Origin of the sequence: Psychrosphaera aquimarina (assembly GCF_032461525.1) — a bacterium.
GTDB lineage: Bacteria > Pseudomonadota > Gammaproteobacteria > Enterobacterales > Alteromonadaceae > Psychrosphaera > Psychrosphaera aquimarina.
In genome coordinates this window covers 176,143-201,225 of record NZ_JAWCUA010000001.1, presented here as the reverse complement: position 1 = coordinate 201,225, position 25,083 = coordinate 176,143, and the positions used below count along the sequence as shown (strand labels likewise).

The window sequence follows — 25,083 nt, the reverse complement described above, 5'->3', positions numbered from 1 at the left end:
AACTGCATAAATTTAAGTTAAGGACAAGCTTGTTGATTAAAGGGGTCTTTATCTAACAAGTTAATCCATACTTTAATTAACTCTGTCCCTTCCGTATGAACCAAACTCCGACCAATTTTAGGCATTTTTAAACCTGCATCTTCAGTGGTAATACGTTCATATAAAAACGAGTTATCAGCATCACCAGGTTTAATATCCAATAATGTGCCTTCGACACTGGAATTACCTGGAGGAGCTATTGGAGCCTTGCATATTCCAGTGGCTGTGCTTAACTCTCTATTATTTTCCAAAAACAAGCCATAATTATTAGCGCTACCGATAGGTCTATGGCAATGAGCGCAATTTATATCTAAATAGCCTCTCGCTAAAGTATTAATGTATTCTTCAGACCAAACCGAATTATTTAACGATGCGGCATCTTCGTCATGATATTCTGGTACTGTAGTAATAGTGTCAAGCTCCGTAGGCAAGCCACTTAACATGTTCTTTTCTGACCAAGCTATTAATTGATTTTTCTCTTCACCATTATAACTAATTTCATAATTTAAAAATCTAGCTTTTGGGCCAATTGGCCAGAACTTACCAGATCCTGAAATAGCTTTTCCATCCGTGTCAGTATCAAGTAATTGATGGCATTCTTTACATTGTGAGTCGCTCGGTACAACATAAGAAAACTCAAGTTCAGAACCATTATGAGTTAAAGATAATGCCTCAGTCTTTCCTCTAGGTTTATATTCAGCTTCAGTTCCCTCAGCATTCCAAATGTAAGGTAATGCCGTCCAACCAGATTCTCTATGGATCAACAAACGAGTTTCAATCAACTTTTCATTTGCAAAGCCACGCATTGAAGTATTTGAAGGCAGACTAAAAGTTTTAATTAATACTGAACCTACCGGCAAATCCATAACTTCATTTTCATTGTATGTTGCTGATTTATCTTCTGGTAAGACAACAAAGCGATATTTAGTGGCGTAATCGGTAAACAAAGGCATTGATAAATCATAAGGTAATGATTTGTTGCCATTAACCCCAGTTGTAGGGTTGGTTGAATCAGAAAATAAATTATACTGTGATAATAGTTCACAATTTTCGGACTCTAACGCCTCGAAATTCACCTCTGTGCCTTCTGCAATACAAGCGGTAACCGTCTTTGTAGGATCATTTGGAAATGCATCGGTATTATCGCCAACACCGTCTTCATCTGTATCTAACGTTTCACTAGCATCATTTGGAAATGCATCGGCATTGTCACCTACACCATCTTCATCTGTGTCTAACGTTTCACTGGCATCAATTGGAAACGCATCGGCATTATCACCAACCCCATCCTCATCTGTATCTATAGTCTCTGATGCATCATTAGGGAAAACATCTGTATTATCACCAACACCATCTTCATCTGAATCTAATGTTTCACTTGCATCATTAGGGAAAGCATCTGAATTGTCACCAACGCCGTCGTTATCTGAATCTTTTGTTTCAGAAGCGTCGTTTGGAAACGCATCCAAAGTATCTTCAACACCATCGCTATCTGTATCTACAGGTCCATTACTACTTGAACCACCGCATGCACTAAGTGTTAATAATGACACAAATAGAATACTAATTAATTTAGAGTACTGCATAGTTACACCCTACATATAAAGAAGCCTTACCAAACAGTAAGGCTTAATTTTTTATTATATATTTATAAATTTTGTGGAGGCATTGCATTAGTGCAAATGTCACCATTGTCATCTTTGCCACAACCAAATTCCACACCTCTAAAAGTTGCAGAATAAGCAGGTAATCGCTCTAAAGGCTCATCACATTTAAATAAGTAACTGCCATCATGGTCCACTTCAAAAGAAGCTGCAGCCAAGTTGAGTCCAAAAGTTGACATGTCTATAACAGATGTAGCACCTGTATGTTCAATAACCGTCCCTGTAGAAACGTTTTGTGCAGGATCAACACAGAAATAATCAGACTCTTCATAAGGCATTTCCCCAATACTGGCTAAAATATTGTTTGCTGCGAGGTTTTGTCCCATACCATCAGTCAAAATAGCAGGTACATAACCACTAGTTCCAAGGTAAGCCCCCAATACACCTGGGGCGCCGTCAGTTAGAGGCGCTTCAAGTAAATCTCCTCTAGGTTTAGTACCTGAATTTGTAATACGATTACTATGAATGTTAATCGATCGTAAAGTAGGCTCCCAACCATCAGCTATAACAGCACTGTATTTCCCAGGTGCTCCAGTCGAAGGATTGCCAATATATTGAGTAACATCATTATCTACTAAAAAATAACTCACACCAACAGCCGAAAATGTTTCATTTCCTGAGAAGTCATTGTTAAATACTTCTACCGTGTCAGAAGCTAATAACAACATACCGGTTCCAGGAGGCACTAAACCAACCACACCGTGAGCTGCGAAGTTTTCTTCATTGTTAGATACTGAAATATTATTAAACACTCGAGTACCTAAACCGTAACGACCATTTCCTATCGGTAAATCGAAAACTAATACGCCACCAGTATTCATATATGCATAATTATCATAAACATCTGCTTTTGTTGAGTTTTCAATCTCAATACCTGCAACGTTTTGAACAGCAAAATTTCTTCTTACTACAATGTTATTAGTTTGGCCAACATATACACCGGCATCTGCCGAGCCAAAAGAAAAGCTGTCTTCAATAATTACATGATCGCTTTCAACGGGATATAAACCATATGCGCCATTTCCAGCATCAACTTTACCCGGCCAAATGGTACCTAAATGGTGCATATAAACACCCGTACTTTCATCCACTAATATTGCATTTTTGTTTGAATCAACAACAGTGAAATGTGACAACTCTAAGTCGGTTGCGCTAGAGAAATGCACAGAATCACTAACAACATTTGTTGAGTCGGTAAAAGACAATATTGTTTTATCAATACCATGACCTTGCACGGTCAAACTTGTAATCCCTGAAAAAGCATCTAAAGACATATCAATGCGTAATGCTTGATTCATTTTATATGCACCTTCAGGAAGAACGACTGTTATTGCACCAGTTTTACCACGAAGCACTTCGTCTAATTCAGCTCCAGGACCTTCTGTACCGTCTACTGGATCATAATCACCAGCAAACGTTAAATGGATAACATTATCTGAGGCTTCTGGAATAACGACTTCGTGTTCATCTAGCCCATACCAGAACTGAGTTGTTCCTTCTGCATTCCATGGGTATGCTAAATAATTACCTTCGGCATCTTTACCACCAGGTACTGATATTGTTAAAGCTTCTGTTGTGGATGGTGCATCTAAAGTAGGAGGGATTGGATCCGTACCGCCTGAACCAGTGTATGTAGCCTCTTGCTCTTCCTGTTGTTGTTCTATTTGCTCAACAATGGCAGTTTGATCTTCTACCAGCTCTGCAATATCTTCTGCTTTATCACCACAAGCGGCTATTGACGTTGCAACTGCTATAGCCAACAACGAACGCAACATAGTTTTGTTTTCCATAATTTCTCCTGGTCGATCTTATTATAATTTTTATTTTTGATGACTAAATTTAACACTGTGATTGTGATTTAAATTCAATCAATGCCCTGTCATGATTAAATGAATATCACAACTATTTGATTGGTACAACCAGTTAGTTACATAATTCAAAAGTTAAATAAATATTTAGATTTAAGCTCTACATTTTTAGAGTTAAAACTCAGCATTAAGTTAAGTTTAATCAATAAAATTAGAGCATTAACTCATATTTAACTTACAAACTCATCAACCAGACCAAGATTAAATATTCATATTTTTCGCATAAAAAAACCAAACTTAACGTTTGGTTTTTTCAAATCTTTACAAATCTATCGATTATCAATTCGACGCTGTTTATGTTTTCTCACGGCTCGTTTTATACGTGCGTGCTCAACTCGCCTACTCTGAGCATTATCAACAGTAACCGTTGGATTAAACTCTCTTAACTCTCTATCCAAACCAACTTTTTTACGAAGTTTATTTAAATCTTCTAAACCGAGCTCTTTCCACCCACCTTGCATCAAACGTTTCTCTAACGTCACATCTGCATAACGAATTCGAATAAGTCGGCTTACCGTTAACTCTTGTGATGCCCATAAGCGTCTAACTTCACGATTCCGCCCTTCTTTTAGCGATACGTTGAACCAACTATTAGAGTTTTCATCGTGATTAGATTTGTCAGCTTTGATTTTATCAAATTTAGCCATACCATCTTCAAGCTCAACGCCTTTCACTAAATTTCTAAGGTGTTCATCTTGTACGTCACCAAACACTCGCACTGAGTATTCACGTTCTATTTGATAACTCGGGTGCATTAATCGGTTGGCTAACTCACCATCATTGGTAAATAACAATAAACCACTGGTATTTATATCGAGTCGACCAATGCCAATCCAACGGCTATTTTTAAGTTTTGGTAATCTATCGTAAACCGTAGGACGACCTTTAGGGTCTTTTCGTGTACACATTTCACCTTCAGGTTTGTTGTACATTATCACTCGACAAATTTCATCGGTTTGCGAGCGTACTTCTATAATGTGACCATCAACACGAATTGTCTCAGTACCCTCGACACGATCACCTAATTTAGCAACACTGCCGTTAATACTGACACGATTACTTGATATATAAGATTCCATCTCACGACGAGAACCCACTCCAGATCGTGCTAATACTTTTTGTAATTTTTCACTCATTAATTCTTTACTCTGCTTTTACGCTTAATTCTTCTGAAGTAGCTGACTCAGATACATTTACCTTAGATAGGTTAGTGTTCTCGTCGGCTTGCCCCATAAATTCACTGTCTATTCTTTGTGCAATTATTTCTAATGACTCCGGCTCAATTAAATCAGGTAATTGAGACAAACTAGTCAATGAGAAATAATCTAAAAATTCATTTGTGGTTCCGTATAAAGAAGGCCTTCCAGGTACTTCTTTATGTCCCACCACTTTAATCCAATTCCGTTCAACTAAAGTTCGTATGATGTTTGAGCTTACTGAAACGCCTCTCACATTTTCGATTTCACCACGGGTAATTGGCTGTTTATAAGCTATAAGTGCTAACGTTTCTAATAGTGCTCGACTATATTTTGCAGGCTTTTCATATAACAAATTTGTTAACCATTGCCCCAAATTAGCAGCCGCTTGAAACCGATATCCACTTGCCAGTTTGACTAAGTTAACTCCTCTTGAGGAATAATCACTTTTTATGTCACTTAATATCGAGTTTAGTAAACTGTCGCTTACTTTAACATTAATCAATACAGTTTGTTTTAATTTATCAAAAGTTAATGGTGTTTCTGAAGTAAAAATAGCAGCCTCAACTATTTGCTTTAGTTTGAGTTCTTTTAATACCTGTTTTTCATCAATATTCATATTTTATGCTCAACTCACTTCAGCATGTTTATAGCGGACGTGTAATTGACCGTATGCTGCAGATTGAATGATCTCTAATAAACTCTCTTTCACCAATTCTAAAACGGCTAAAAAGGTAACCACCACTCCAGAACGCCCTTCTGTAACATCAAACAATTCATGAAATAATATAAAACTATCACTTTGGCTTAACCGGTCTAACAGTTGCGACATTCTTTCTCTTGTTGATAATACTTCCGCTGAAATTTCATGATGTGTAAAGGCCGATGCCCTTTTTAAAACGGATTGAAATGCCAAAACTAATTCTTGTATATCTATTTCTGGCTGAGATAACTCAGGTTTCATTGTCTGTGGCATTACCGCTTTAGATATAAAAGTATCACGTTCCATTCTCGGTAATTGATCAATATCTTGAGCAGCCTGTTTAATGATTTCATATTCTTGTAATCGACGAATTAATTCTGCTCTAGGGTCTTCTTCATTTTCATCATCAAAAACATTTTTAGGTAATAATAGTCTAGATTTAATTTCCGCTAACATAGCCGCCATCACTAGGTATTCTGCAGCTAATTCTAATTTAACTTCACGCATTAACTCTACATATTCCATGTATTGCAACGTGATCTCTTGAATAGGTAAATCAACAATATCGAACTTTTGTTTTTTTATTAAATACAACAAAAAATCTAACGGCCCTTCAAATGCCTCTAAAAATATTTCTAACGCATCAGGGGGGATAAACAAGTCTTCAGGCTTTTCAATAACCGCTTCGCCACGAACAAAAGCCAGCGGTAAAGTTTGCTGGATCATTTGTGTCGTATCACGTTCTTGATTTCCTAATGTTGGAGTTTGCGGCTCAGTGATCATCTATTTACTCAAACTGACTCGTATCGCCTTCGCCATATCTTATAATATTTGATTCACCTTCTGAAAAGTCGATTACGCTGGTTGGTTTTTCACCTAAATAACCACCGTGTATGACTAGGTCGACCTGCTTTTCTAAACGTTGGCGAATTTCGTCAGGGTCTGATTCAGCAAATTCATCGCCAGGCAACAATAAGCTGGAAGACATCAGTGGTTCGCCTAACTCCATTAATAAATCTAAAGCAATTTTATTGTTCGGTACACGTATTCCTATGGTTTTACGTTTATCGTTAAGTACTCGTTTAGGAACCTCTTTAGTGCCTTTGAATATGAAGGTATATGGCCCTGGTGTTGCGGCTCTAATCGCTCTAAACGCCGCATTGTCTACCCGAGCAAATGTCGCGATTTCCGATAAATCTCGGCATACTAATGTGAAGTTATGGTTTTTATCCACATTCCTGATCGCGATGATTCTATCCATTGCTTTTTTATCGCCAATAGCACAACCAATGGCATAACCAGAGTCGGTTGGGTAAACCACTACTCCACCATTTTTTACAATAGCGGCTGCTTGGGAAATTAATCTCCCTTGTGGGTTGTCTGGATGAATATGAAAAAATTGACTCATGTTTTACTTACTTATTTAAACATAGTTATAAAATAACTATACGCCCATCTTACGCAAATCGCCATTTTGGATGTTGCCAAACTGGTTTGCATTGCTCTGTTAAATATAAACTTTTTCCTAAATCAGTCCAACGAGCAGGTGCGTGAAAGTCTGAACCTTGTGAACTGTATAAATCATGATTACTAGCTAATGTTGAAATATGTAATCGTTGATTTGGTGATTGCTGGCTTAAACCAACTTCTAACGCGTCTCCACCATGCTCCGCAAATTCGGCCACTAATTTAGCTAACCACTTGTTAGACATGTCATAACGGATTGGGTGAGCAATTACTGCTATTCCACCAGCGCGTTTAATGATCTTAACCGCCGTCTCTATATCCATCCAATTCGGCGACACATATGCGGATTTACCTTTACCTAAATATTTTTTAAAAGCAGCATCAAAATTGGAAACGACGCCTCGTTGTAAAAGTACTTTGGCAAAATGCGTTCGACTTACGCATTTACCTACCGCCATTTCTCGGGCTTCTTGATATACGTTTTCTATGCCTTTTTTTTCTAATTTATCAGACATAGATTGTGCGCGAATTTCTCGATGTTTTAATTGAGTATCCAAACAAGACAATAAAACAGAATCTTCCGGATCAATACATAAACCAACTATATGAATTTCAAAGCCGTGCCATTTGGTTGATATCTCAACCCCATTAACTAACTTTAATTTTAATTTTTTAAGTTCTATTTCTCGTTTGGCAGCAGTTAAACCATCAACGGTGTCATGATCGGTAACTGCTAAAACGCCCACCTGTCTAACATCAGCACGAGTGACTAATTCAACTGGGGTTAAACTACCGTCAGATGCAGTTGTATGGCTATGCAGATCATATATCAAGGTGGGCTCGAATAACTAAAAATAACAATGGCGTAATTATGTCATATAGCGTTTAGTTCTACTATCTCTGAAATAAATAATTGACAGGTCTATCAAAAAACGTTTTTATATAGCCACTTAATCAAAATATTACGAATTTAGGAATTTTCAAACAAATGAACACTTCAACATTCACATGGCATTGGTGGCTTTCCAAGTTTAGCGGGTGAATAAGTGGTGCGCGTAATATTACGACATTATCAAAGAAAACCCGCTTATTTGGCGGGTTTTTTAATGGCTTAAATTTAATAAATAAGAAAAGTAATCAAAATGGTATTTAGTCAAATCACAACAACAATTGGTGAAGTAAATAGTATTAGTATCAAAGCAAACTATTTAAATGATCCACTTGATATATTCTCTCGTTTTACCAAACACAATGACAACGCCTTGTTATTGGAATCCGCAGAGATAGACAGCAAAGACAACTTAAAGAGTTTGATGTTAATAGACACAGCCGTGAAATTTGAATGTAACGGCAATCAAGTTATTGTGACGGCGTTAGTGGATAATGGTCTTCCTGTCATTCATCATTTATCAAAAACCTTTTCTGAACAATACGCCTCTACAACTAATGTTTCGTTAGAAGGAAAGCTTTTAAAGATCACTTTTTTAGATAACGACACCAACGTAGATGAAGATACTCGTTTAAAACAAGCTAATGCGTTTGAAGTATTACGCTCTGCAGTTAATTCTATAAAAGCACCTAGTGATTCACCATTTGCCCTGTTTTTAGGCGGCGTGTTTGCTTATGATATGTTAGCTAATTTTGAATCGTTACCTGATGTAGCTCAAGGGTTAAATACTTGCCCTGATTACTTATTTTACTTAGCTGAAACTATGGTGATCATTGACCATCAATTACAACAGACTGAACTTATTGGTAATGTCTTTAGTGGAGAGAATGCCTACGCCAACTGTTTCTCAATTGGTAAACGGCTAGAACAATTAAAACAGCAATTAGATACGGCAATTGCAGACAGCCATGACACAGACTCACAATCTTTTGGTTTTAATAAAGTGAGTACTAAATCTGTTCTTAATAATTCTGCGATTAGCGTTAATGTGGCAGACGATATTTTCCAACAACAAGTTATCCAATTAAAACAAAACATAGTGCAAGGTGATGTATTCCAAGTTGTCCCTTCACGTTGTTTTAGTTTGCCTTGTTCTAACTCATTAGATGCTTACCGACATTTAAAACAAGATAACCCTAGTCCTTATATGTTTTATCTTAAAGCCGACGATTTTACATTGTTTGGTGCATCCCCAGAATCGGCTCTTAAGTATTGCTCCACAACGAAACAAGTTGAAGTATACCCAATTGCAGGAACGCGTATCCGTGGTTTTAGAGCTGACGGTTCGATTAATCCAGATTTAGACTCACGTATTGAGTTAAACCTCAGACATGACAAAAAAGAAGTGGCAGAACATTTAATGTTAGTGGACTTAGCTCGTAACGATGTAGCGCGAATAAGTGAACCAGGCACGCGTTATGTTAAAGAGTTATTAAAAGTCGATCGTTACTCTTATGTTATGCATCTTGTCTCCCGTGTTATTGGTACATTAAGAAATGATCTAGATGCCCTTCATGCTTACCAAGCGTGCATGAACATGGGTACACTCGTTGGCGCCCCTAAAATTAGTGCGGCATCATTAATCAGGGACGTTGAACAAACCAGAAGAGGCAGTTACGGAGGCGCTGTAGGTTATATCAATGGCTCCGGTGACATGGATACATGCATTGTTATACGCAGTGCTTTTGTTCAACATGGAATGGCTCATGTTCAAGCAGGTGCTGGCGTTGTGTTTGACTCAGATCCAGTCTCTGAATGTGAAGAAACACAAAACAAAGCTCAAGCTGTGTTAAAAGCGATTCAAGCTAGTGAAGTATATTTAAATCAAACAGAGTCATCTACAACGGAGGTTAACTAACATGAGTAAAATATTTTTATTAGATAACCAAGATTCATTTACGTACAACTTAGTCGATGAATTACGCTGTTTAGACAATCAAATAGAGATCTTCCGTAATACAGTTAACCCTCAAATGATCATTGACCAAATTAATAACAGCATACAAGCCGGTGAAAAACCTTTGTTGTTCTTATCTCCTGGTCCAGGTAAGCCATCTGATTCAGTCTGTATGACCAAACTGATTGAATACGCTGTTGGAACAATACCAATTATAGGTGTTTGTTTAGGCCACCAAGCTATTGCTGAACACTATGGTGCGATCGTTACGTTAGCGGGAGAAACCGTTCATGGTAAGTCGTCAGTCATAACCTGCCAACCACATGAAATCTTTGATGGGTTAGGTACTAACATGTCTGTAGCTCGTTACCATTCACTAATTGTAAAAGATTTGCCAAGTGATATTACTGTGATTGGGCAGTTAGGAGATATCCCAATGGTGTTTATAGATGAAAAAAATAAAACATTAGGCTTTCAGTTCCACCCAGAATCTATATTAACCACCGATGGTTCTCGCTTATTAGAGCAAGCCATAAACTACTTAACTAAATAATTAACGAATCAGCGACACCAGATTAAAAATGGAATGAACATGACGACGACAAACTTAGAATTAATACATAAAGTTATTGCCGATGAAGATTTAACATCTGAACAGACTCATCAATTATTTACCCAAATGGTTAAGGGCGAGTTAGATCCAATCTTATTGTCTTCGTATCTAACGGCGTTAAAGATTAAAGGGGAAACCGTTGCAGAGATTGCTGGCGCTGCTAAAGCATTAAGTGATAATGCCCTTTCCTTTCCTACACTTGATTTTGATACTGCTGACAACTGCGGCACAGGTGGCGATGGTACGAAAACCATCAACATCAGTACCATGTGTGCCATACTTGCAGCTTCATGCGGTGTTAAAATGGCAAAACACGGAAACCGTGCTGTGTCATCTAAATCCGGTTCTGCCGATGTGCTATCTGAACTAGGCATTAAACTAGAAATGACACCGCAAGGTGCAAAACAATGTTTAGAGCAAACTAATTTAACCTTTTTAATGGCACCGGTTTATCATTCTGGTATCCGTCACGCTATGCCAGTCAGGCAGATGCTACAAACCCGAACTATCTTTAATATTCTTGGGCCTTTAATTAACCCTGCCAAGGCTGCAGTTCAAGTGCTAGGCGTTTATGCGCCTGAGTTATGCCGTCCAATGGCGGAATCACTTAAATTATTAGGCAAAAAAGCGGCGTGGGTCATTCATGGGTCTGGGATGGATGAAATAGCGTTACATGGAAAAAGCCAAATAACTCAATTATTAAATGGTGAAATCACCGAATTTGAAATAACCCCTGAGCAGTTTGGTCTTAAATCATTCCCGATTGAAGCCTTAAATGGTGGTTCACCAAAAGAAAATGCAAAAAATATTCGTCAGGTGTTATCAGGCAAAGGCACTGATGCCCATAATTTTGCAGTTGCTCTTAATACAGCGCCAGTATTATTCCTTTATGGCTTATGTGATTCCTTTGAAACAGCTTTAGAAACTGCCTTAAAAGCAATTCAGTCAGGCCAAGCAATTAAAACACTGGATGACTTTGTTACCCTTAGTAACAGGACTTAAGTTTCGAGTTACGAGCTTTGAGTTACGAATAAAAGTAAAAAGCGACAAGCAAACAGATTAAATAAGAAAAGAATAATAAAATGAATGTATTAGAAAAAATCGTTGTAGATAAACAGCTAGAAGTTAGCCAACGTAAAATTGATTTTCCGCTAACTGAATTCATTGAGAAATTAACACCTAACGACCGTGATTTCAAAGCGGCGTTGCAAAGCGACCATAAAAATAAAGGCGCCGCATTCATATTGGAATGCAAAAAAGCCAGCCCATCTAAAGGTTTGATTCGTCCTGTTTTTGATTTAGATGAAATTTGCCAAAGTTATGGCCAATACGCCAGCTGTGTCTCGGTATTAACGGACGAAAAATACTTCCAAGGTGAATTTGAGCGTTTGCCTTTAGTGAAAGCTAAATTAAGCCAACCTGTATTATGTAAAGACTTCTTTATCGATGAATATCAAGTGTACCTTGCCCGTTACTTTGGTGCTAACGCTATTTTATTGATGTTGTCAGTTTTAGACGATAAACAATATACATTGCTTAATAACTTAGCTAACGAACTAAACATGTCCGTACTAACAGAAGTCAGCAATGAACAAGAAATGCATCGTGCTGTATCATTAAAGGCCGACATATTAGGTATAAATAACCGAAACTTAAGGGACTTATCAACGGACTTAAATAAAACCCCTGAGTTAGTGAGTTTGTTCAAACAATTGGCCAGCGAACAACAAATTAACAACACAGTGTTAATTTCAGAATCAGGTATTAACAATCACCAACAGGTAAACTTGTTAAAACAAGAAGTGCAAGGTTTCTTGGTGGGCAGTTCGTTAATGGCACAAAAAGATCTTTCTCGTGCATGTCATGATTTAATTATTGGTGAACATAAGATATGTGGCTTAACTCAAGCCTCCGCTGTTAAAACGTTAATTGAAAACCAAGTAAAGCATGCTGGCTTGATCTTTGTGACAAAAAGCCCACGTTGCGTAACTATTGATAAAGCAAAAAACATCATTGAACAAGACTCAAATGGCCAGTTAACCTTTGTTGCTGTTACTCAAGATATGCCGTTAAAAGAACTAGATAAACTGATCTCTGAGTTAAACATTAGCGTAGTACAATTACACGGTAATGAAGATGACAACTATATCGACTCTGTTAGAGAACTCTCTAACAAGGCAAATAAACAAATAAGCATTTGGAAATCCGTTGCGGTTGAAGCTGATAACAATCAAACAACTGCTACTGAAGCTTTACCAAAACGATGGCCAAGCGCAGACAGAATATTATTGGATACTAAGTGTGTAACTACAGGTCAATCTGGCGGAACAGGAAAAACTTTCGATTGGAACTTGTTAAAAGGCATTAACTTAAATTCACCAGCATTTATGTTAGCGGGTGGCTTAAATTTGGAAAATATTAAATCAACACAAAACCTTCCAGTTTGTGGCGTTGATGTGAATTCAGGTGTTGAGACCAGCCCAGGCATAAAATCAGCTCAACAAATTAACCAATTATTTTCGTTAGTGAATCGAAAAGATTTTCACTAACTCAATTAAAAATTATATTAGGAATCCCCATGAGCAGCGTTAAAACTAAAAAAACATTAGATGCCTATTTTGGTGAATATGGTGGCATGTTTGTACCAGAGCTTTTTGTTCCTGCATTAGAACAATTAGAACAGGCCTATATTGAGGCTATAGAAGACCCAGCATTTGTAGAAGAATTTGAATCATTACTAACAAATTATGCTGGACGCCCTACTCCATTAACATTGTGTAAAAACATAGTCGCGGGTACCAACACAAAACTTTATTTAAAACGTGAAGATTTATTACACGGTGGTGCACACAAAACCAACCAAGTATTAGGCCAAGCGTTATTAACCAAACGTATGGGTAAAACTCGAGTTATTGCTGAAACTGGTGCCGGTCAGCATGGTGTAGCGACAGCATTAGCTTGCGCATTAATGGGATTAGAAGCACGTATATATATGGGTGCTAAAGACATTGATAGACAACAACCTAATGTATTTAGAATGAAATTAATGGGCGCTGAAGTCATCCCTGTAACCGCCGGTTCTGGCACATTAAAAGATGCCGTCAACGAAGCAATGCGTGACTGGGCTTCAACTTACGAAGATAGCCATTATTTGTTAGGTACTGCAGCTGGTCCTCATCCTTTCCCAACGATTGTTCGTGATTTTCAAAAAATGATTGGCGAAGAAGCCAAACAACAAGTATTAAAAGCAGAAAGCCGATTGCCTGATAAAGTTATTGCTTGCGTTGGTGGTGGGTCAAACGCCATTGGTATGTTTAATGACTTTATTAAAGAACAAGGCGTTGAATTAATTGGTGTTGAACCAGGTGGCCATGGTTTAGAAACTGGAGAACACGGTGCTGCACTTGCTGTTATCGACCAAGGAATTGACTCTAAAGGTATATTACACGGTGCTTACACCCATATAATGCAAGACAAAGACGGACAAATAGAAGAGTCTTATTCTATTTCAGCTGGCTTAGATTACCCAGCCGTTGGCCCACAACACGCTCACTTAAAAGCTATTGGTCGTGCTGATTATGTGGCAATAAATGACGATGAAGCAATTGAAGCTTTCCAAATATTAGCTAAACACGAAGGCATCATTCCAGCCCTTGAGTCATCACATGCCTTAGCACATGCGTTAAAACTGGCTAAACAAAATCCTGAAAAAGAACAGATCATATTAGTGAATCTTTCTGGCCGAGGGGATAAAGACTTAACACACGTTCATTCAATACTAGGTGAAAAGTTTACCAGAAATAACCCAGAGTCAGCACAGAAGGAGCCAAAATAATGAGCCGTTATAATGAAATGTTTCAACAATTAAATGCCAATAATCAAGGTGCATTTATACCGTTTGTTACCATTGGCGATCCTGACTTGGAAACCAGTTATCAAATTATTAAAACATTAATTGAATCTGGTGCCGATGCACTTGAATTAGGTATCCCTTTTTCAGATCCCATTGCTGATGGCCCTACTATACAAGCTGCGAACATCAGAGCTTTAGATCAGGTTATCTCTACACAAGCTTGTTTAGATCTTGTAGCAAAAATAAGAATAGAGTTTCCAGCTACACCAATAGGCTTGTTACTTTACAGCAACTTAGTGGTAGCAAAAGGCATACAAAGCTTTTATGAATTATGTGCAAAAGCAGGTATTGATTCTGTTTTAGTTGCCGATGTGCCAGTTAGAGAAAGTGAGCCATTTAGACTTGCAGCTAAACAAGCAAACGTTGATGCAGTATTTATTGTGCCGCCTACCATTGATGACAGCATGTTAGAGCAGGTAGCCAAGTTCAGTGAAGGTTATACTTATTTATTAAGCCGTGCGGGTGTTACAGGCGCTGAAACCAAAGCAAATATGCCAGCTGACATAATGATCAAAAAGCTAGCAAGCCATAATGCAGCCCCTGCTATTTTAGGTTTTGGTATTTCTAGCCCAGAACAAGTGAAATCAGCGATAAACTCTGGCGCTGCTGGGGCAATTTCTGGTTCTGCGGTGGTTAATATTATTGAACGTAACTTAGCCAACAAAGACGTTATGTTAAAAGAGTTAGCCGTATTCATTAAATCTATGAAAGCAGCGACATCGAAATCATAACAGTCGAAATACCTGAGTATTAAAACCCAAAAAACCGTTATCTTTATAGATAACGGCTTTTTTAATTTATGTGCTTTACACTACTTATTACAGTATTTAATCGATTAGCTTTAAATAAGTGTCGTTTTCATCGTCGATGATGACAGTTATGATTTTAATATCTTCTTCAGTAACATTGAGCATATATGAAGTATTATAGGTTAACTGTATTTCACCTTGTTCATTTTTAAAAGTCCAGCTCACATTAGCAAAATGAACATCTTTGGATAAATGAATTGCTTTATTCACTTGCACCTCAACACTAGAAACAGACATTTGTTGAAAAGAAGCCAGTACCTTTTTCAACTTCATTTCTAATTCTAGATTAAAAGTAGCCACGCTTTTAGGCTCATCATGAACAATAATAAACGGTAATCGATAAATCGACTTCAATAACTTTAATTGTCTATTTTGCATGGCTGTTGCGTACAGCTGAAAAAACTCAGTAAATCTTTGTTTCATTATGATGCCTAACTAATTCCTATATATTTATGTACTTGAACCGACAAACGCCAGTTCTTTTCTTTACAGGTTTCTATAGCAAGTTCCGTTGCCGATGTTTTTTGGCTAATAGGTTGTAAATAAATTAATGTGTTTTGTTTCACTGGCGCTTCGATAAGCAATTGCTCTAACTCTTCAACATGTGTTTGTCGTGCAATTGGGTGTTTTATTTCATTGGCCCTTAACATGCAAGATGCTAAAACGGGATAACCGCCTTTCATATTAATTTTTGGTGATACTGTCACCCATGTTTGATCTGGTGCTTGAATTTCAAAGGTACCACTGGTTTCTATTTGAGTGGTGTACCCTTTTGAATGTAATAAATTACATAATGGGTTTAAATCAAACATGCAAGGTTCGCCACCGGTAATAACAACATGTTTAGCTCTATAACCTTGCTCAACAAAAGTGTTATAAATTATGGTTTCATCCGCATCACACCAAGTTGGCGAGTCCGATGTTTTGATAATAATATTTGAAAGTGATTGTTTATCGCTTTCAAGTTGTTCCCATGTTTGTTTGGTATCACACCATGAACAACCAACTGGACAACCTTGTAAACGAACAAAAATTGATGCGGTACCTGTGTATTGACCTTCACCTTGAATGGTCTCAAATATTTCATTTATTTTGTATGTATTCATCGCTTTACTATTGGTACCTGCTAAAAGTTAACTTTCTTCTAAACAGATATTGAATTAACATTCATTTATTCTGTTTAAGTACGAACACCATTGTATTTTATGTGTTCGTTAATGTTTGCGATTATAACAAAAGTTTCGTTACTTTTTCGCAATTAATTTATAGGTGATTTTGAATGTCAGAAAAAGTTGTTGTCATTTTTTCGGGTGGAATGGACTCATATACCGTGTTAAACCATGCGATAAAAAAAGGGTTTGATGTATATGCATTAACTTTCGATTATGGTCAGCGTCATGTAAAAGAAATTGATTATGCCAAACGTGCTTGTGAAGAATTAAATGTACATCACAAAATTGTCGATATTAGTGCCATAAACTCAATTATTGCAGGCTCATCACTAACCGATAATATTGATATTCCTGAAGGCCATTACGAAGCAGAAACAATGCAAAGCACCGTAGTGCCAAACCGCAACATGATCTTGTTAAGTCTAGCCGTTGGTTATGCTGTAAGTTTAAACGCTACTAAAGTGTTTTATGGCGCTCATTCAGGTGATCATGCTATCTATCCAGACTGTCGCCCAGAGTTTGTAAAACGTATGCAAGATGTTTGTGCAATCGCGAACTACGATGCCATTGATATTGTAGTGCCTTATTTGCATAACGACAAAATAGAAATCTTAGCCGACGGATTGGCTATGAAGTTAGACTATAACAAAACTTGGACTTGTTATAACGGTCGTGAAAAAGCATGTGGGAAGTGTGGTGCTTGCCAAGAACGACTCGAAGCATTTGAAAAAAACAATGCATCCGATCCGCTAGAATACGAAGCATAAGCGTCTGTTTTGGAAAACTTAGTATTAGATCAAGCAATATTGGACATCATTAAACAAGGTCCAATTAGTGAGTATGAGATAATTACTAAGTTCAAATCCGACCCCTATCACTTATTTAACCATGAGGTTATGTCCAATAACCTCGCTCTATTTCAAACCCATTTTGTTATTTTTAATGCACTGTATCGTTTACGTGATTTAGGCTTACAACATGATCAATATGATATAGATATCATTTCATCCCAAATTACTTACATTCCTTTAACCCCAACACTAACAAGTTCGGAATCTAACCAACAACAATCGAACCCCATCCAATTATCACAAAACCAACAAGCCATCGAAAAGTTAAGAGCCTATTACCTAGACTGGCGTAATTTTGAAAAAACAGATGAATCAAATGTAAATGATTTAATTGATTCGTTTTGGAAAACCATGTTTTCTCAATCCACTATGCAAATGTCTGAATCAAACCTAGAGAAGTCGCTGTCTATTTTAGAGTTGGACAATTTGCCTACAAAGGCAGATCTTAAACGTCAGTATCTGACTTTAAGCAATACACACCACCCAGATAAAGGCGGATGTACCACCAAATTCCAACGTCTAAATCTTGCCTATAGTTACGTTAAAAAGCACATATAAAAAAGGCCTTAATTTAAAGGCCTTTTAGGTTCTAATGTAAATTATGTTTATTGGTTTTTGTTATCTAAAAGCGTTTTAAGCTCTTCTATTTGATCATCGGTTAAGTCAGATTTATTGATAAGTTTTTTTAGCACTTTAACCATTTCAGGTTTATCACCGTCTTCTGAAATCCACTTCATACGTTTGTGATTGGCTTTATGATTTCCTTTACCATCCGCGAAGAAAGATTTACGTAAACGTTTTTCATGAAACTTCCCATCCCCTTCTACGTCAATTTCAATATGCATTTCACCTTCTGAGTTACCTGTTTTCACCATAAAGATTTTAGATTCTGATTCACCATGTTTGATGTCAGTGTCTTTAAACTCAACTATTTTTGCTTCATGTTCATTAAGTTGGCCTAATAACTGGACAACCTTATCAAGGGTTTCTTGGTCTAAATCACCTAATTTAGCCTTCACATTATCCATATTCTCTAGCTCTTCAACGCTAAATCTATACTTATTTTTTTCTCCATTCTTACCAACAAAGACTTTTACATCAGTGCCTTCTTCAGCTTTAATCTTGATCATCTGACGGACTGGTTTTTCTTTACTATCTTTAGTTCTATCAGCTAACGCATTACCACTTAATAATAGAGTGCCTATCATCATAGATGCAGCGATAACATTTAGTTTTAAATTTTTCATATTAGCTCTCCTGTTTTAAAGCTTGTTTTGTAAAACTAAACTAGTTAACTCAACTTACGTGCCAATATATAAACACCTTATAATTCAATGCATTAGGGTGATATTGAATACAACTCGCTTATACTTCTAATAATTAATCCTGATATAAGGATAAACATTCCTCATTACAGTATTTTTGGTTTACAATTAAGTTAACAATGTTTAATAACATTATGATTTATATCTACTTTTTACTATGGAATAAAGATTGCGTAAATAGCAAAATCAACCAATTCGTGTTCATAATTGAGACCCTATATATATGACAATTCGACGTCACCTATTTTTATTAATCACCGGACTTGTTTTAGTGATTGCCATCGCACAAGTCGCCCTTCTATTCCACTTTAAAAATAATGTAGATGCTGAAATAGAGCAAAGGGGGAAAGACTTTGCTGACCGAATATTAAAATATACGATTGATAGTATTGAAGACGAAGATCATACAACTCAACTTGAAACTAAGCTTGATATCCTTACCTATTTACCAGAAAAACAAGATCCACCTTTTATAGACATGTTAAGAATCCATGTATTAAAAAAAGGAAAACCTCAGTTCAGTTTAAAAATGGAAATTGATGCTGACATATTAAATTCAGATGACAAACTGTTAGATGCGTTATCAAAAGTACCAGCAGAAATAAAACCAACCGTATTATCATTAGCCCAACAGCTTAAATCACAAAAAATGCATAATTTAGAAGTTCTAGAGAAAGGGTTCCGGATAAAACTAGGTATTAAAAAAGCACATCCTAACAAACTGATTAAACGTCATTTAGCCAAACAAATAGAAAATATGAAAAACATAGGTATTGAAAACGACAATATCAAAATTGAAACTACCTCTGAGAACGGCACTAAAAAGGTTTGGCATGCTAAGAGTGTTAAAAAACACGATCCTAACGTGATCATCAATAAACGAAAATCACAAATATCTGAATTATTTAACTACATCACATTTGTCATCGTCTTCACTACATTTATTTCAATTCTGTTTGTATTTTGGTTAAGCAAACGATTTAGTAAACCCATGCAAGAATTAATTAACGGATTTAAACAACTAGAACAAGGTAACTTTGGTGTGCAAGTTGAACCTCAAGGTGTTGCTGAGGTAAGCCAAACTATCCATAGATTTAACTCCATGAGTAACCAATTAGAAAAACTAGCGGATGCGGAAACAAAATTACAGCAACAAACTCACTTAACTGAGATAAGTGACGTAAGTAAAGGTATAGCTCATGCTTTACGAAATCCGATGCACACCATTGGATTAGCGATTGAACAATTACAGAGCAGCCAAGTATCTGAATCCATAAAACAGAAACTGTTTAAACAAATACAAAGTAAAATTACACAGTTAGATAAAAACATTAAAGCATTGTTAACTATTACATCTGATGGTCTTGAGCGAGAAGAGAACGTTTCTTTAACCGCAATTCTTAATGATGTAATACTTGAATTAAAACAAACTCACGATAATTCAGTTTGCGTATTAAATGTTGAACTCATATCAAACAATAAAATTAAGATAAGAGGTGCAGAAAGTGAGTTCCGTGCTATTTTCCATACATTGATTTTTAATGCCTATGAAGCCAGCTTAGATAAATTACAACATAATTCGTCAGTGGATAAAAACACACCGATAACTATTATTGTCAAGGCATCCATAATAAACGAACTACCGGTCATAACGGTAACTGACTTTGGGTCAGGACTTGATTCGGATATAGAATCTCGGCTTTTTTCTGCACACTGCTCTACCAAAGCTGAAGGTGCAGGCATGGGACTTTATATCAGTAAACGTCTAGTAGAATTACATTATGACGGCACATTAACCGTAAATAACAACATAGAACATGGAAAAGTAACTGGAGTCACTGCAATATGTACACTTCCTCGTTCGGTACAACAGGACATCAAATAATGCATGTTTTATTAGTAGAAGATGAACAAGATCAGCGTGAACTTGTTGCCAATATATTAGAAGTCAACGACATTAAAGTAACTCAAGCAGACAGTGTTGAAAGCGCAATTGTTTCCTTAAAAAACTTAGTTAAACAAAACACTTTACCTGATGTTATCTTCTCAGATTGGAAATTAGGTACTTTAACCGGTATTTCATTATTAGAGTACGTTAGAAACAATTCTCTAAATATCGGCTTTGTCGTTGCTACGGCTTATGGTTCAGTAAAACACGCAATAGAAGCCATTGAAAAAGGCGCAGATGATTATTTAAGTAAGCCTTTCCAATCACAAGAATTACTACTGGCTATTTCAAAAGCCAATACGGCAAAGTCACTACGAGAACAAAACCAATCGTTAGAAAAACAGTTAACTGAACAACAAAACATGGTTGATTTAGTTGGTAATGCGCCTTGTATGCAACAGGTTTATGAACGTATTAAACGTGTATCCAATACCAATGCCACTGTTATGATTACTGGCGAAAGTGGTACCGGAAAGGAATTAGCAGCCAGAGCATTACATCAACTTTCTGATAGAAAGAATAATAGTTTTATAGCCATTAATTGTGGAGCTATCCCAGAATCATTAGCAGAAGCTGAACTATTTGGTGCTGAAAAAGGCGCATTTACAGGTGCTATTGCACAAAAAATTGGAAAAATTGAAGCGGCACATCAAGGTACATTATTCCTAGATGAAATTGGTGAGTTACCTATTTTATTACAAGCTAAGTTACTGCGCTTTTTGCAGGAAGGTGTGATTACCCGCTTAGGCTCCAATGACGAAATTCAAGTTGATGCCCGCGTAATTGCGGCAACTCACAGAGACATTCCAACCCAAATAAGCAAACAAGAGTTTAGAGAAGATCTCTATTATCGTTTAAACGTTGTACCACTAAGAATGCCTTCTTTAAAAGAAAGACCTGAAGATATTCCAAAACTGATTTTGCACTTTATCAATAAGTTTGAACAACAATACGGCGGTCAATCCGCTAAATTATCAGCGCCAACCAAAAAGCTATTACTTGATCACGACTGGCCAGGTAATGTGCGTGAGTTGAGCAACAAACTAGAACGTTTTGTGTTATTAGGTGATGAACAAGAGTTAATTGAAGACCTAACAAGACAAGAGACTAATTCAACAAACTTTGATACAAACATGCCACAACAAAATGGTGAATTTAACATTCCAGAAAATGGCATGAATTGGGATGACTTTGAAAAACAAGTTTTACAACAAGCCCTACTTAAAACTAAAAACAATAAAACCAAAGCCGCCAAGTTATTGGGTATGGGGTATAAACAGTTTTTGTACAGGATTGAGAAATTCGAGCTATAGTGGCGGGAGAAGAACAAAATATAAACGATCCTAATTTAATGGCAACACCACGCTAGTTGTTCTAACCTGCCCTTGAGTTTATGTCTCATATTCTAGAGTTATAAATAAGTGCAATTTATATGTAAAAATCTTCTTAAGTTCTGAATAATAAGGAAGTTACCAATGTATATGCCATCTAAGTTTATGAATCAAATGATAAGTTCTGCACAAATAGGTGTATTTTGTGAATCAAATCGTAATGGTGATCAAGTAATAATTGCAAAGTTGCCCACATCTACCATCAAGGCTATCAACTTTGGAGCCAAAATTGAGTTCTATATAATTACTACTTCAAAAACACCTCATTACTTAGCTCTATGCATGAGAATATTTGATAATGAAAGCTCACCTATGGATGCTATTTTGGCTCAAAAATGGCAAAATTCTAATAACATTTTTAACTCATCCTTCCTAAATACTGAATTAGACTTAGTTTTATTCGATGAAACAGATGCACCTACTCTAAAAGGCAAAATTAAATTAAAAACAAATTTTAGAAATAAACGTGTACACAATATTCTGAATAACTTCCAATTCATATCAGCGGATAACTATGATAGTTGTAATAATTTCATTGACTCAGCTTGTGCTAATTTAGGTCATAATTACAAAGCTCATCCCAAATACCCAATAGTAAGTTTTAAAATTGCAACAGTTCTGACCAAGCTCAAATCTATACTTACAATTCATGGTAATGAACAAGGAAGCACGCACTACGACCTTATTAACGACATAGATGGAATACGTCAAGAGCGGCAGATTTATCAATCACTTTGCTTAATGGATAATTCATCAACAACTTTGTCACCACTTGTTCAAATAGGTAAAAAAGAACGAGAGCTTACAGATATTTTAACTATAACTAACGATAGTGAAATTATTGCTTTTGAATCAAAATCTCTCGAATTTAATGAAAGTACAATACTGAAATCATATGAACGAATAACGTCAAATATTATAAAGCATTGCAACAAAGCCCTTAAACAATTAGAGGGGGTTTTCAAAGCGATTCAGAGAGAGGAAAGAGTTTATGATGATAAAAACAATACGCTACTATTTAATGGCAATTACACATTTTATGGAATTGTTATAATTGATGAATATCGCTTATCAAACAATTGGGACAACATTCTATTCACGTTAAATAAAATCAGTGAAGAACATCATATTTGTTTAAATATTCTTACTCTTTCTGAAATGCTATATACATTAAAATTATGCAAATCTGATATACAACTTTTTGTAAAATCCCTTGAGAAAAGGCATCGAGCATGTATCAATAATAATTCTATAAATATTCAGTTCATGGATGGAACACTTCCAAATATTTAATCCAAATAGCAAATACCCCATCCATTATGTCAGCTAAAATCGAACCGTTAGGTTCGTTTTTTCTTTATCTTTTCGCCCCCGATTTAAAATATCTGTCTTAAACATAACTTTTCTCAAATCGGTCGGGCATGGATGCCCGATTGAGGAAAATGTTCAGGGACGAATGTTTTTCCGTATTTGAAGTTTAAAGTTAATGTTTAAGGCAAATAGATGTTTTGGTACGGGCGGCCTTTTCGCCTACCTTTTTGGCTGTTGAAAAAGGTATGGTCGCCGCAGGTGAAACCTTTAGTTAATAAAATACCAATCTATAACTATTACTCAAAAGTGATTATTTTGAATAAAATCCAATTAACGTTTAAAGCTCGTCCATAACAGCGTAAGCTTGCCCCCTATTCAAAATTAAACATTAGGCTTGCACCATTAATAACATGCGTGCATTAATAAACAATTTATATGCAATTAACAGCAAAACCATCCCTTAATAACGCTTTATTAATTTCCGTTCGTACACCTGAATTTAAAGGGGCTGAGGCTGAAGAGTCATTGGCTGAACTTGCCCGCTTGGTGACAACATTAGGATTTAAAGTTGTTGGTACTCAGGCACAAAATCAGAGTTCTACTAAACGCGTTAATGTTCTTGGGTTAGGCAAGTTAGCAGAAATAGCACAACTAACTGGAAACAAAGGGATAATTGAAGCTACTGATAATGACGATGAACTGGACTATGATTTAGACTTTAATGACATCCCATCAGAAAACCTACCTATTGCTTGTGCCGATATTGTAGTGTTTGACTGCGACTTAAGCCCATCTCAAATGCGTAATGTTGAGAACCAGTTAGGGGTTGAAGTATTTGACCGCACCGGCGTTATTATTGAAATATTTAGCCGTCATGCACGTACCAAAACGGCTAAATTACAAGTTGAAATTGCACGTCTTAACTATGTAGCACCAAGGCTTCGAGAAACCTCAACGGGTGATAAAGAACACCAAATGGGTAAAGGCGCAGGCGAAACTACACTGGAACTGAACCGTCGTAATGTTCGTGACCAACTTGCCGAATTAAAACGCCAATTGGTAAGTGTTCAAGAAGAAATGAAAGGCCGACGTACACAACGTTCTGAACATTTTTGTGTAGCATTGGTGGGATATACCAATGCGGGTAAATCATCAATGATGCGTGCAATTACCGGCAGTGAAGTTGAAGGTGAAAACAAACTGTTTGCCACTCTTGATACTACCGTTCGTGCATTATTCCCCGTTACTCACCCAAGAATTTTAGTGTCAGATACCGTTGGTTTTATTAAGAAATTACCACATGATCTGGTTGCGTCATTCCATTCTACCTTAGCGGAAGCACATGATGCCTCGTTACTGTTATACGTGGTTGATGCCTCCGATCCTTCATTTCGCAAGCAACTTGAGGTTGTCCACGAAGTGCTTGAAGAAGTTGGCGTTGAAGGCAGTAAAAAATTACTAATATTAAACAAGTCTGATCAACTAAGCGCTAAGCAACAAGCTCAACTTATTATTGAATACCCCGATGCGATGCTCACTTCAGCACGTGATCCTAAAGATGTGGCTAAACTGCATGAATATATTGTAGGTATTGCTGAACAAGAAATGATTGAGGAACAAGTCATTATTCCATATACCGCTAAAGGCATTGTTGGCGAGATACGTAACACCATGAGTGTAATTAATGAAGAATATGAATACGACCACATAAAGCTGACTGTACGTTCAAGTGCAATTGACTTAGCTCGATTAAAAAAGAGCATGCAAAATATATAATACATCCAATAATAATAGCGGTGAAATTAACTCGTTAATGTCACCGCTGTTAGTAAATGATTAATGTAAATGAACAGACAGATACTCAACTCTGCATAGATTATATGGCAGTCACCTCGTACATTTTAGCTTTAGCAATCAAAACATTGTTCTAAGTGCAGATTTCAGTTTTACAATATCTAGTTGATAAA

22 protein-coding genes are annotated in these 25,083 nt (G+C 36.6%); 12 read left to right on the top strand and 10 right to left on the bottom strand.

Going from position 1 to position 25,083, the window contains the following annotated elements:
* Positions 1 to 17: 17 nt before the first annotated feature.
* The 7 genes from RT723_RS00990 to RT723_RS00960 form a co-directional block, all read right to left on the bottom strand.
* Positions 18 to 1,625, bottom strand: a complete 1,608-nt coding sequence (locus tag RT723_RS00990) for an SO2930 family diheme c-type cytochrome (protein WP_315945528.1) — start codon at positions 1,623 to 1,625, stop codon at positions 18 to 20.
* 62 nt (positions 1,626 to 1,687) lie between these two features.
* The gene (locus RT723_RS00985) at positions 1,688 to 3,493 is read right to left on the bottom strand and encodes a parallel beta-helix domain-containing protein (protein ID WP_315945527.1); all 1,806 of its coding nucleotides are present in this window, start codon (positions 3,491 to 3,493) and stop codon (positions 1,688 to 1,690) included.
* Positions 3,494 to 3,840: 347 nt separating this feature from the next.
* Positions 3,841 to 4,707, bottom strand: a complete 867-nt coding sequence (rluB, locus tag RT723_RS00980; protein ID WP_216055629.1) for a 23S rRNA pseudouridine(2605) synthase RluB — start codon at positions 4,705 to 4,707, stop codon at positions 3,841 to 3,843.
* A 7-nt stretch (positions 4,708 to 4,714) separates the two neighbouring features.
* On the bottom strand, positions 4,715 to 5,386 hold the full coding sequence (gene scpB / locus RT723_RS00975) for an SMC-Scp complex subunit ScpB (RefSeq protein WP_216055628.1): 672 nt from the start codon (positions 5,384 to 5,386) through the stop codon (positions 4,715 to 4,717).
* 9 nt (positions 5,387 to 5,395) lie between these two features.
* Positions 5,396 to 6,253: a segregation and condensation protein A gene (locus RT723_RS00970; protein WP_315945526.1), complete on the bottom strand. Its 858-nt coding sequence runs from the start codon at positions 6,251 to 6,253 to the stop codon at positions 5,396 to 5,398.
* Positions 6,254 to 6,257: 4 nt separating this feature from the next.
* A complete protein-coding gene (locus RT723_RS00965; RefSeq protein ID WP_315945525.1) occupies positions 6,258 to 6,878 on the bottom strand; it encodes an L-threonylcarbamoyladenylate synthase in 621 nt (206 codons plus the stop codon).
* Between the two features lie 49 nt (positions 6,879 to 6,927).
* The gene (locus RT723_RS00960; protein ID WP_315945524.1) at positions 6,928 to 7,770 is read right to left on the bottom strand and encodes a PHP domain-containing protein; all 843 of its coding nucleotides are present in this window, start codon (positions 7,768 to 7,770) and stop codon (positions 6,928 to 6,930) included.
* A 309-nt stretch (positions 7,771 to 8,079) separates the two neighbouring features.
* On the opposite strand from RT723_RS00960, the gene RT723_RS00955 reads away from it, so the two are divergent.
* The 6 genes from RT723_RS00955 to trpA all read left to right on the top strand — a co-directional run bounded on the left by RT723_RS00955 (position 8,080) and on the right by trpA (position 15,040).
* Entirely contained in the window at positions 8,080 to 9,744 is a 1,665-nt protein-coding gene (locus tag RT723_RS00955; RefSeq protein ID WP_315945523.1) for an anthranilate synthase component 1, read from the top strand.
* Position 9,745: 1 nt separating this feature from the next.
* Positions 9,746 to 10,336 carry a glutamine amidotransferase-related protein gene (locus RT723_RS00950; protein ID WP_315945522.1) on the top strand — a complete coding sequence of 197 codons (591 nt, stop codon included), beginning with the start codon at positions 9,746 to 9,748 and terminating at the stop codon, positions 10,334 to 10,336.
* A 39-nt stretch (positions 10,337 to 10,375) separates the two neighbouring features.
* The gene (trpD, locus tag RT723_RS00945) at positions 10,376 to 11,398 is read left to right on the top strand and encodes an anthranilate phosphoribosyltransferase (protein ID WP_315945521.1); all 1,023 of its coding nucleotides are present in this window, start codon (positions 10,376 to 10,378) and stop codon (positions 11,396 to 11,398) included.
* Between the two features lie 80 nt (positions 11,399 to 11,478).
* Positions 11,479 to 12,945: a bifunctional indole-3-glycerol-phosphate synthase TrpC/phosphoribosylanthranilate isomerase TrpF gene (gene trpCF / locus RT723_RS00940; protein ID WP_315945520.1), complete on the top strand. Its 1,467-nt coding sequence runs from the start codon at positions 11,479 to 11,481 to the stop codon at positions 12,943 to 12,945.
* Positions 12,946 to 12,974: 29 nt separating this feature from the next.
* Positions 12,975 to 14,231 (top strand): tryptophan synthase subunit beta, encoded by a 1,257-nt coding sequence (gene trpB / locus RT723_RS00935; RefSeq protein ID WP_315945519.1) that lies wholly within the window; start codon positions 12,975 to 12,977, stop codon positions 14,229 to 14,231.
* Entirely contained in the window at positions 14,231 to 15,040 is an 810-nt protein-coding gene (gene trpA, locus RT723_RS00930) for a tryptophan synthase subunit alpha (RefSeq protein ID WP_216055619.1), read from the top strand. Before trpB ends, trpA begins: the two co-directional genes overlap by 1 nt.
* Before the next feature lie 96 nt (positions 15,041 to 15,136).
* On the opposite strand, the gene RT723_RS00925 is transcribed toward trpA, so the two are convergent.
* Entirely contained in the window at positions 15,137 to 15,541 is a 405-nt protein-coding gene (locus RT723_RS00925; protein WP_315945518.1) for a DUF6841 family protein, read from the bottom strand.
* 8 nt (positions 15,542 to 15,549) lie between these two features.
* A complete protein-coding gene (queE, locus tag RT723_RS00920) occupies positions 15,550 to 16,224 on the bottom strand; it encodes a 7-carboxy-7-deazaguanine synthase QueE (protein WP_315945517.1) in 675 nt (224 codons plus the stop codon).
* A 173-nt stretch (positions 16,225 to 16,397) separates the two neighbouring features.
* On the opposite strand from queE, the gene queC reads away from it, so the two are divergent.
* Entirely contained in the window at positions 16,398 to 17,057 is a 660-nt protein-coding gene (gene queC / locus RT723_RS00915) for a 7-cyano-7-deazaguanine synthase QueC (protein WP_315945516.1), read from the top strand.
* Between the two features lie 9 nt (positions 17,058 to 17,066).
* A complete protein-coding gene (locus RT723_RS00910; protein ID WP_315945515.1) occupies positions 17,067 to 17,699 on the top strand; it encodes a DNA-J related domain-containing protein in 633 nt (210 codons plus the stop codon).
* 47 nt (positions 17,700 to 17,746) lie between these two features.
* Here the strand turns inward: RT723_RS00910 and RT723_RS00905 are convergent, their stop codons facing one another.
* Complete coding sequence (locus tag RT723_RS00905) at positions 17,747 to 18,388, bottom strand: hypothetical protein (protein ID WP_315945514.1); 642 nt, start codon at positions 18,386 to 18,388, stop codon at positions 17,747 to 17,749.
* Between the two features lie 301 nt (positions 18,389 to 18,689).
* On the opposite strand from RT723_RS00905, the gene RT723_RS00900 reads away from it, so the two are divergent.
* The 4 genes from RT723_RS00900 (at position 18,690) to hflX (ending at position 24,892) form a co-directional block, all read left to right on the top strand.
* Positions 18,690 to 20,351 (top strand): HAMP domain-containing sensor histidine kinase, encoded by a 1,662-nt coding sequence (locus tag RT723_RS00900; protein WP_315945513.1) that lies wholly within the window; start codon positions 18,690 to 18,692, stop codon positions 20,349 to 20,351.
* Positions 20,351 to 21,727, top strand: a complete 1,377-nt coding sequence (locus RT723_RS00895) for a sigma-54-dependent transcriptional regulator (protein WP_216055612.1) — start codon at positions 20,351 to 20,353, stop codon at positions 21,725 to 21,727. Before RT723_RS00900 ends, RT723_RS00895 begins: the two co-directional genes overlap by 1 nt.
* A gap of 162 nt (positions 21,728 to 21,889) precedes the next feature.
* The gene (locus tag RT723_RS00890) at positions 21,890 to 23,098 is read left to right on the top strand and encodes a hypothetical protein (RefSeq protein WP_315945512.1); all 1,209 of its coding nucleotides are present in this window, start codon (positions 21,890 to 21,892) and stop codon (positions 23,096 to 23,098) included.
* A gap of 453 nt (positions 23,099 to 23,551) precedes the next feature.
* Positions 23,552 to 24,892: a GTPase HflX gene (gene hflX / locus RT723_RS00885; RefSeq protein WP_315945511.1), complete on the top strand. Its 1,341-nt coding sequence runs from the start codon at positions 23,552 to 23,554 to the stop codon at positions 24,890 to 24,892.
* Positions 24,893 to 25,083: the final 191 nt, after the last annotated feature.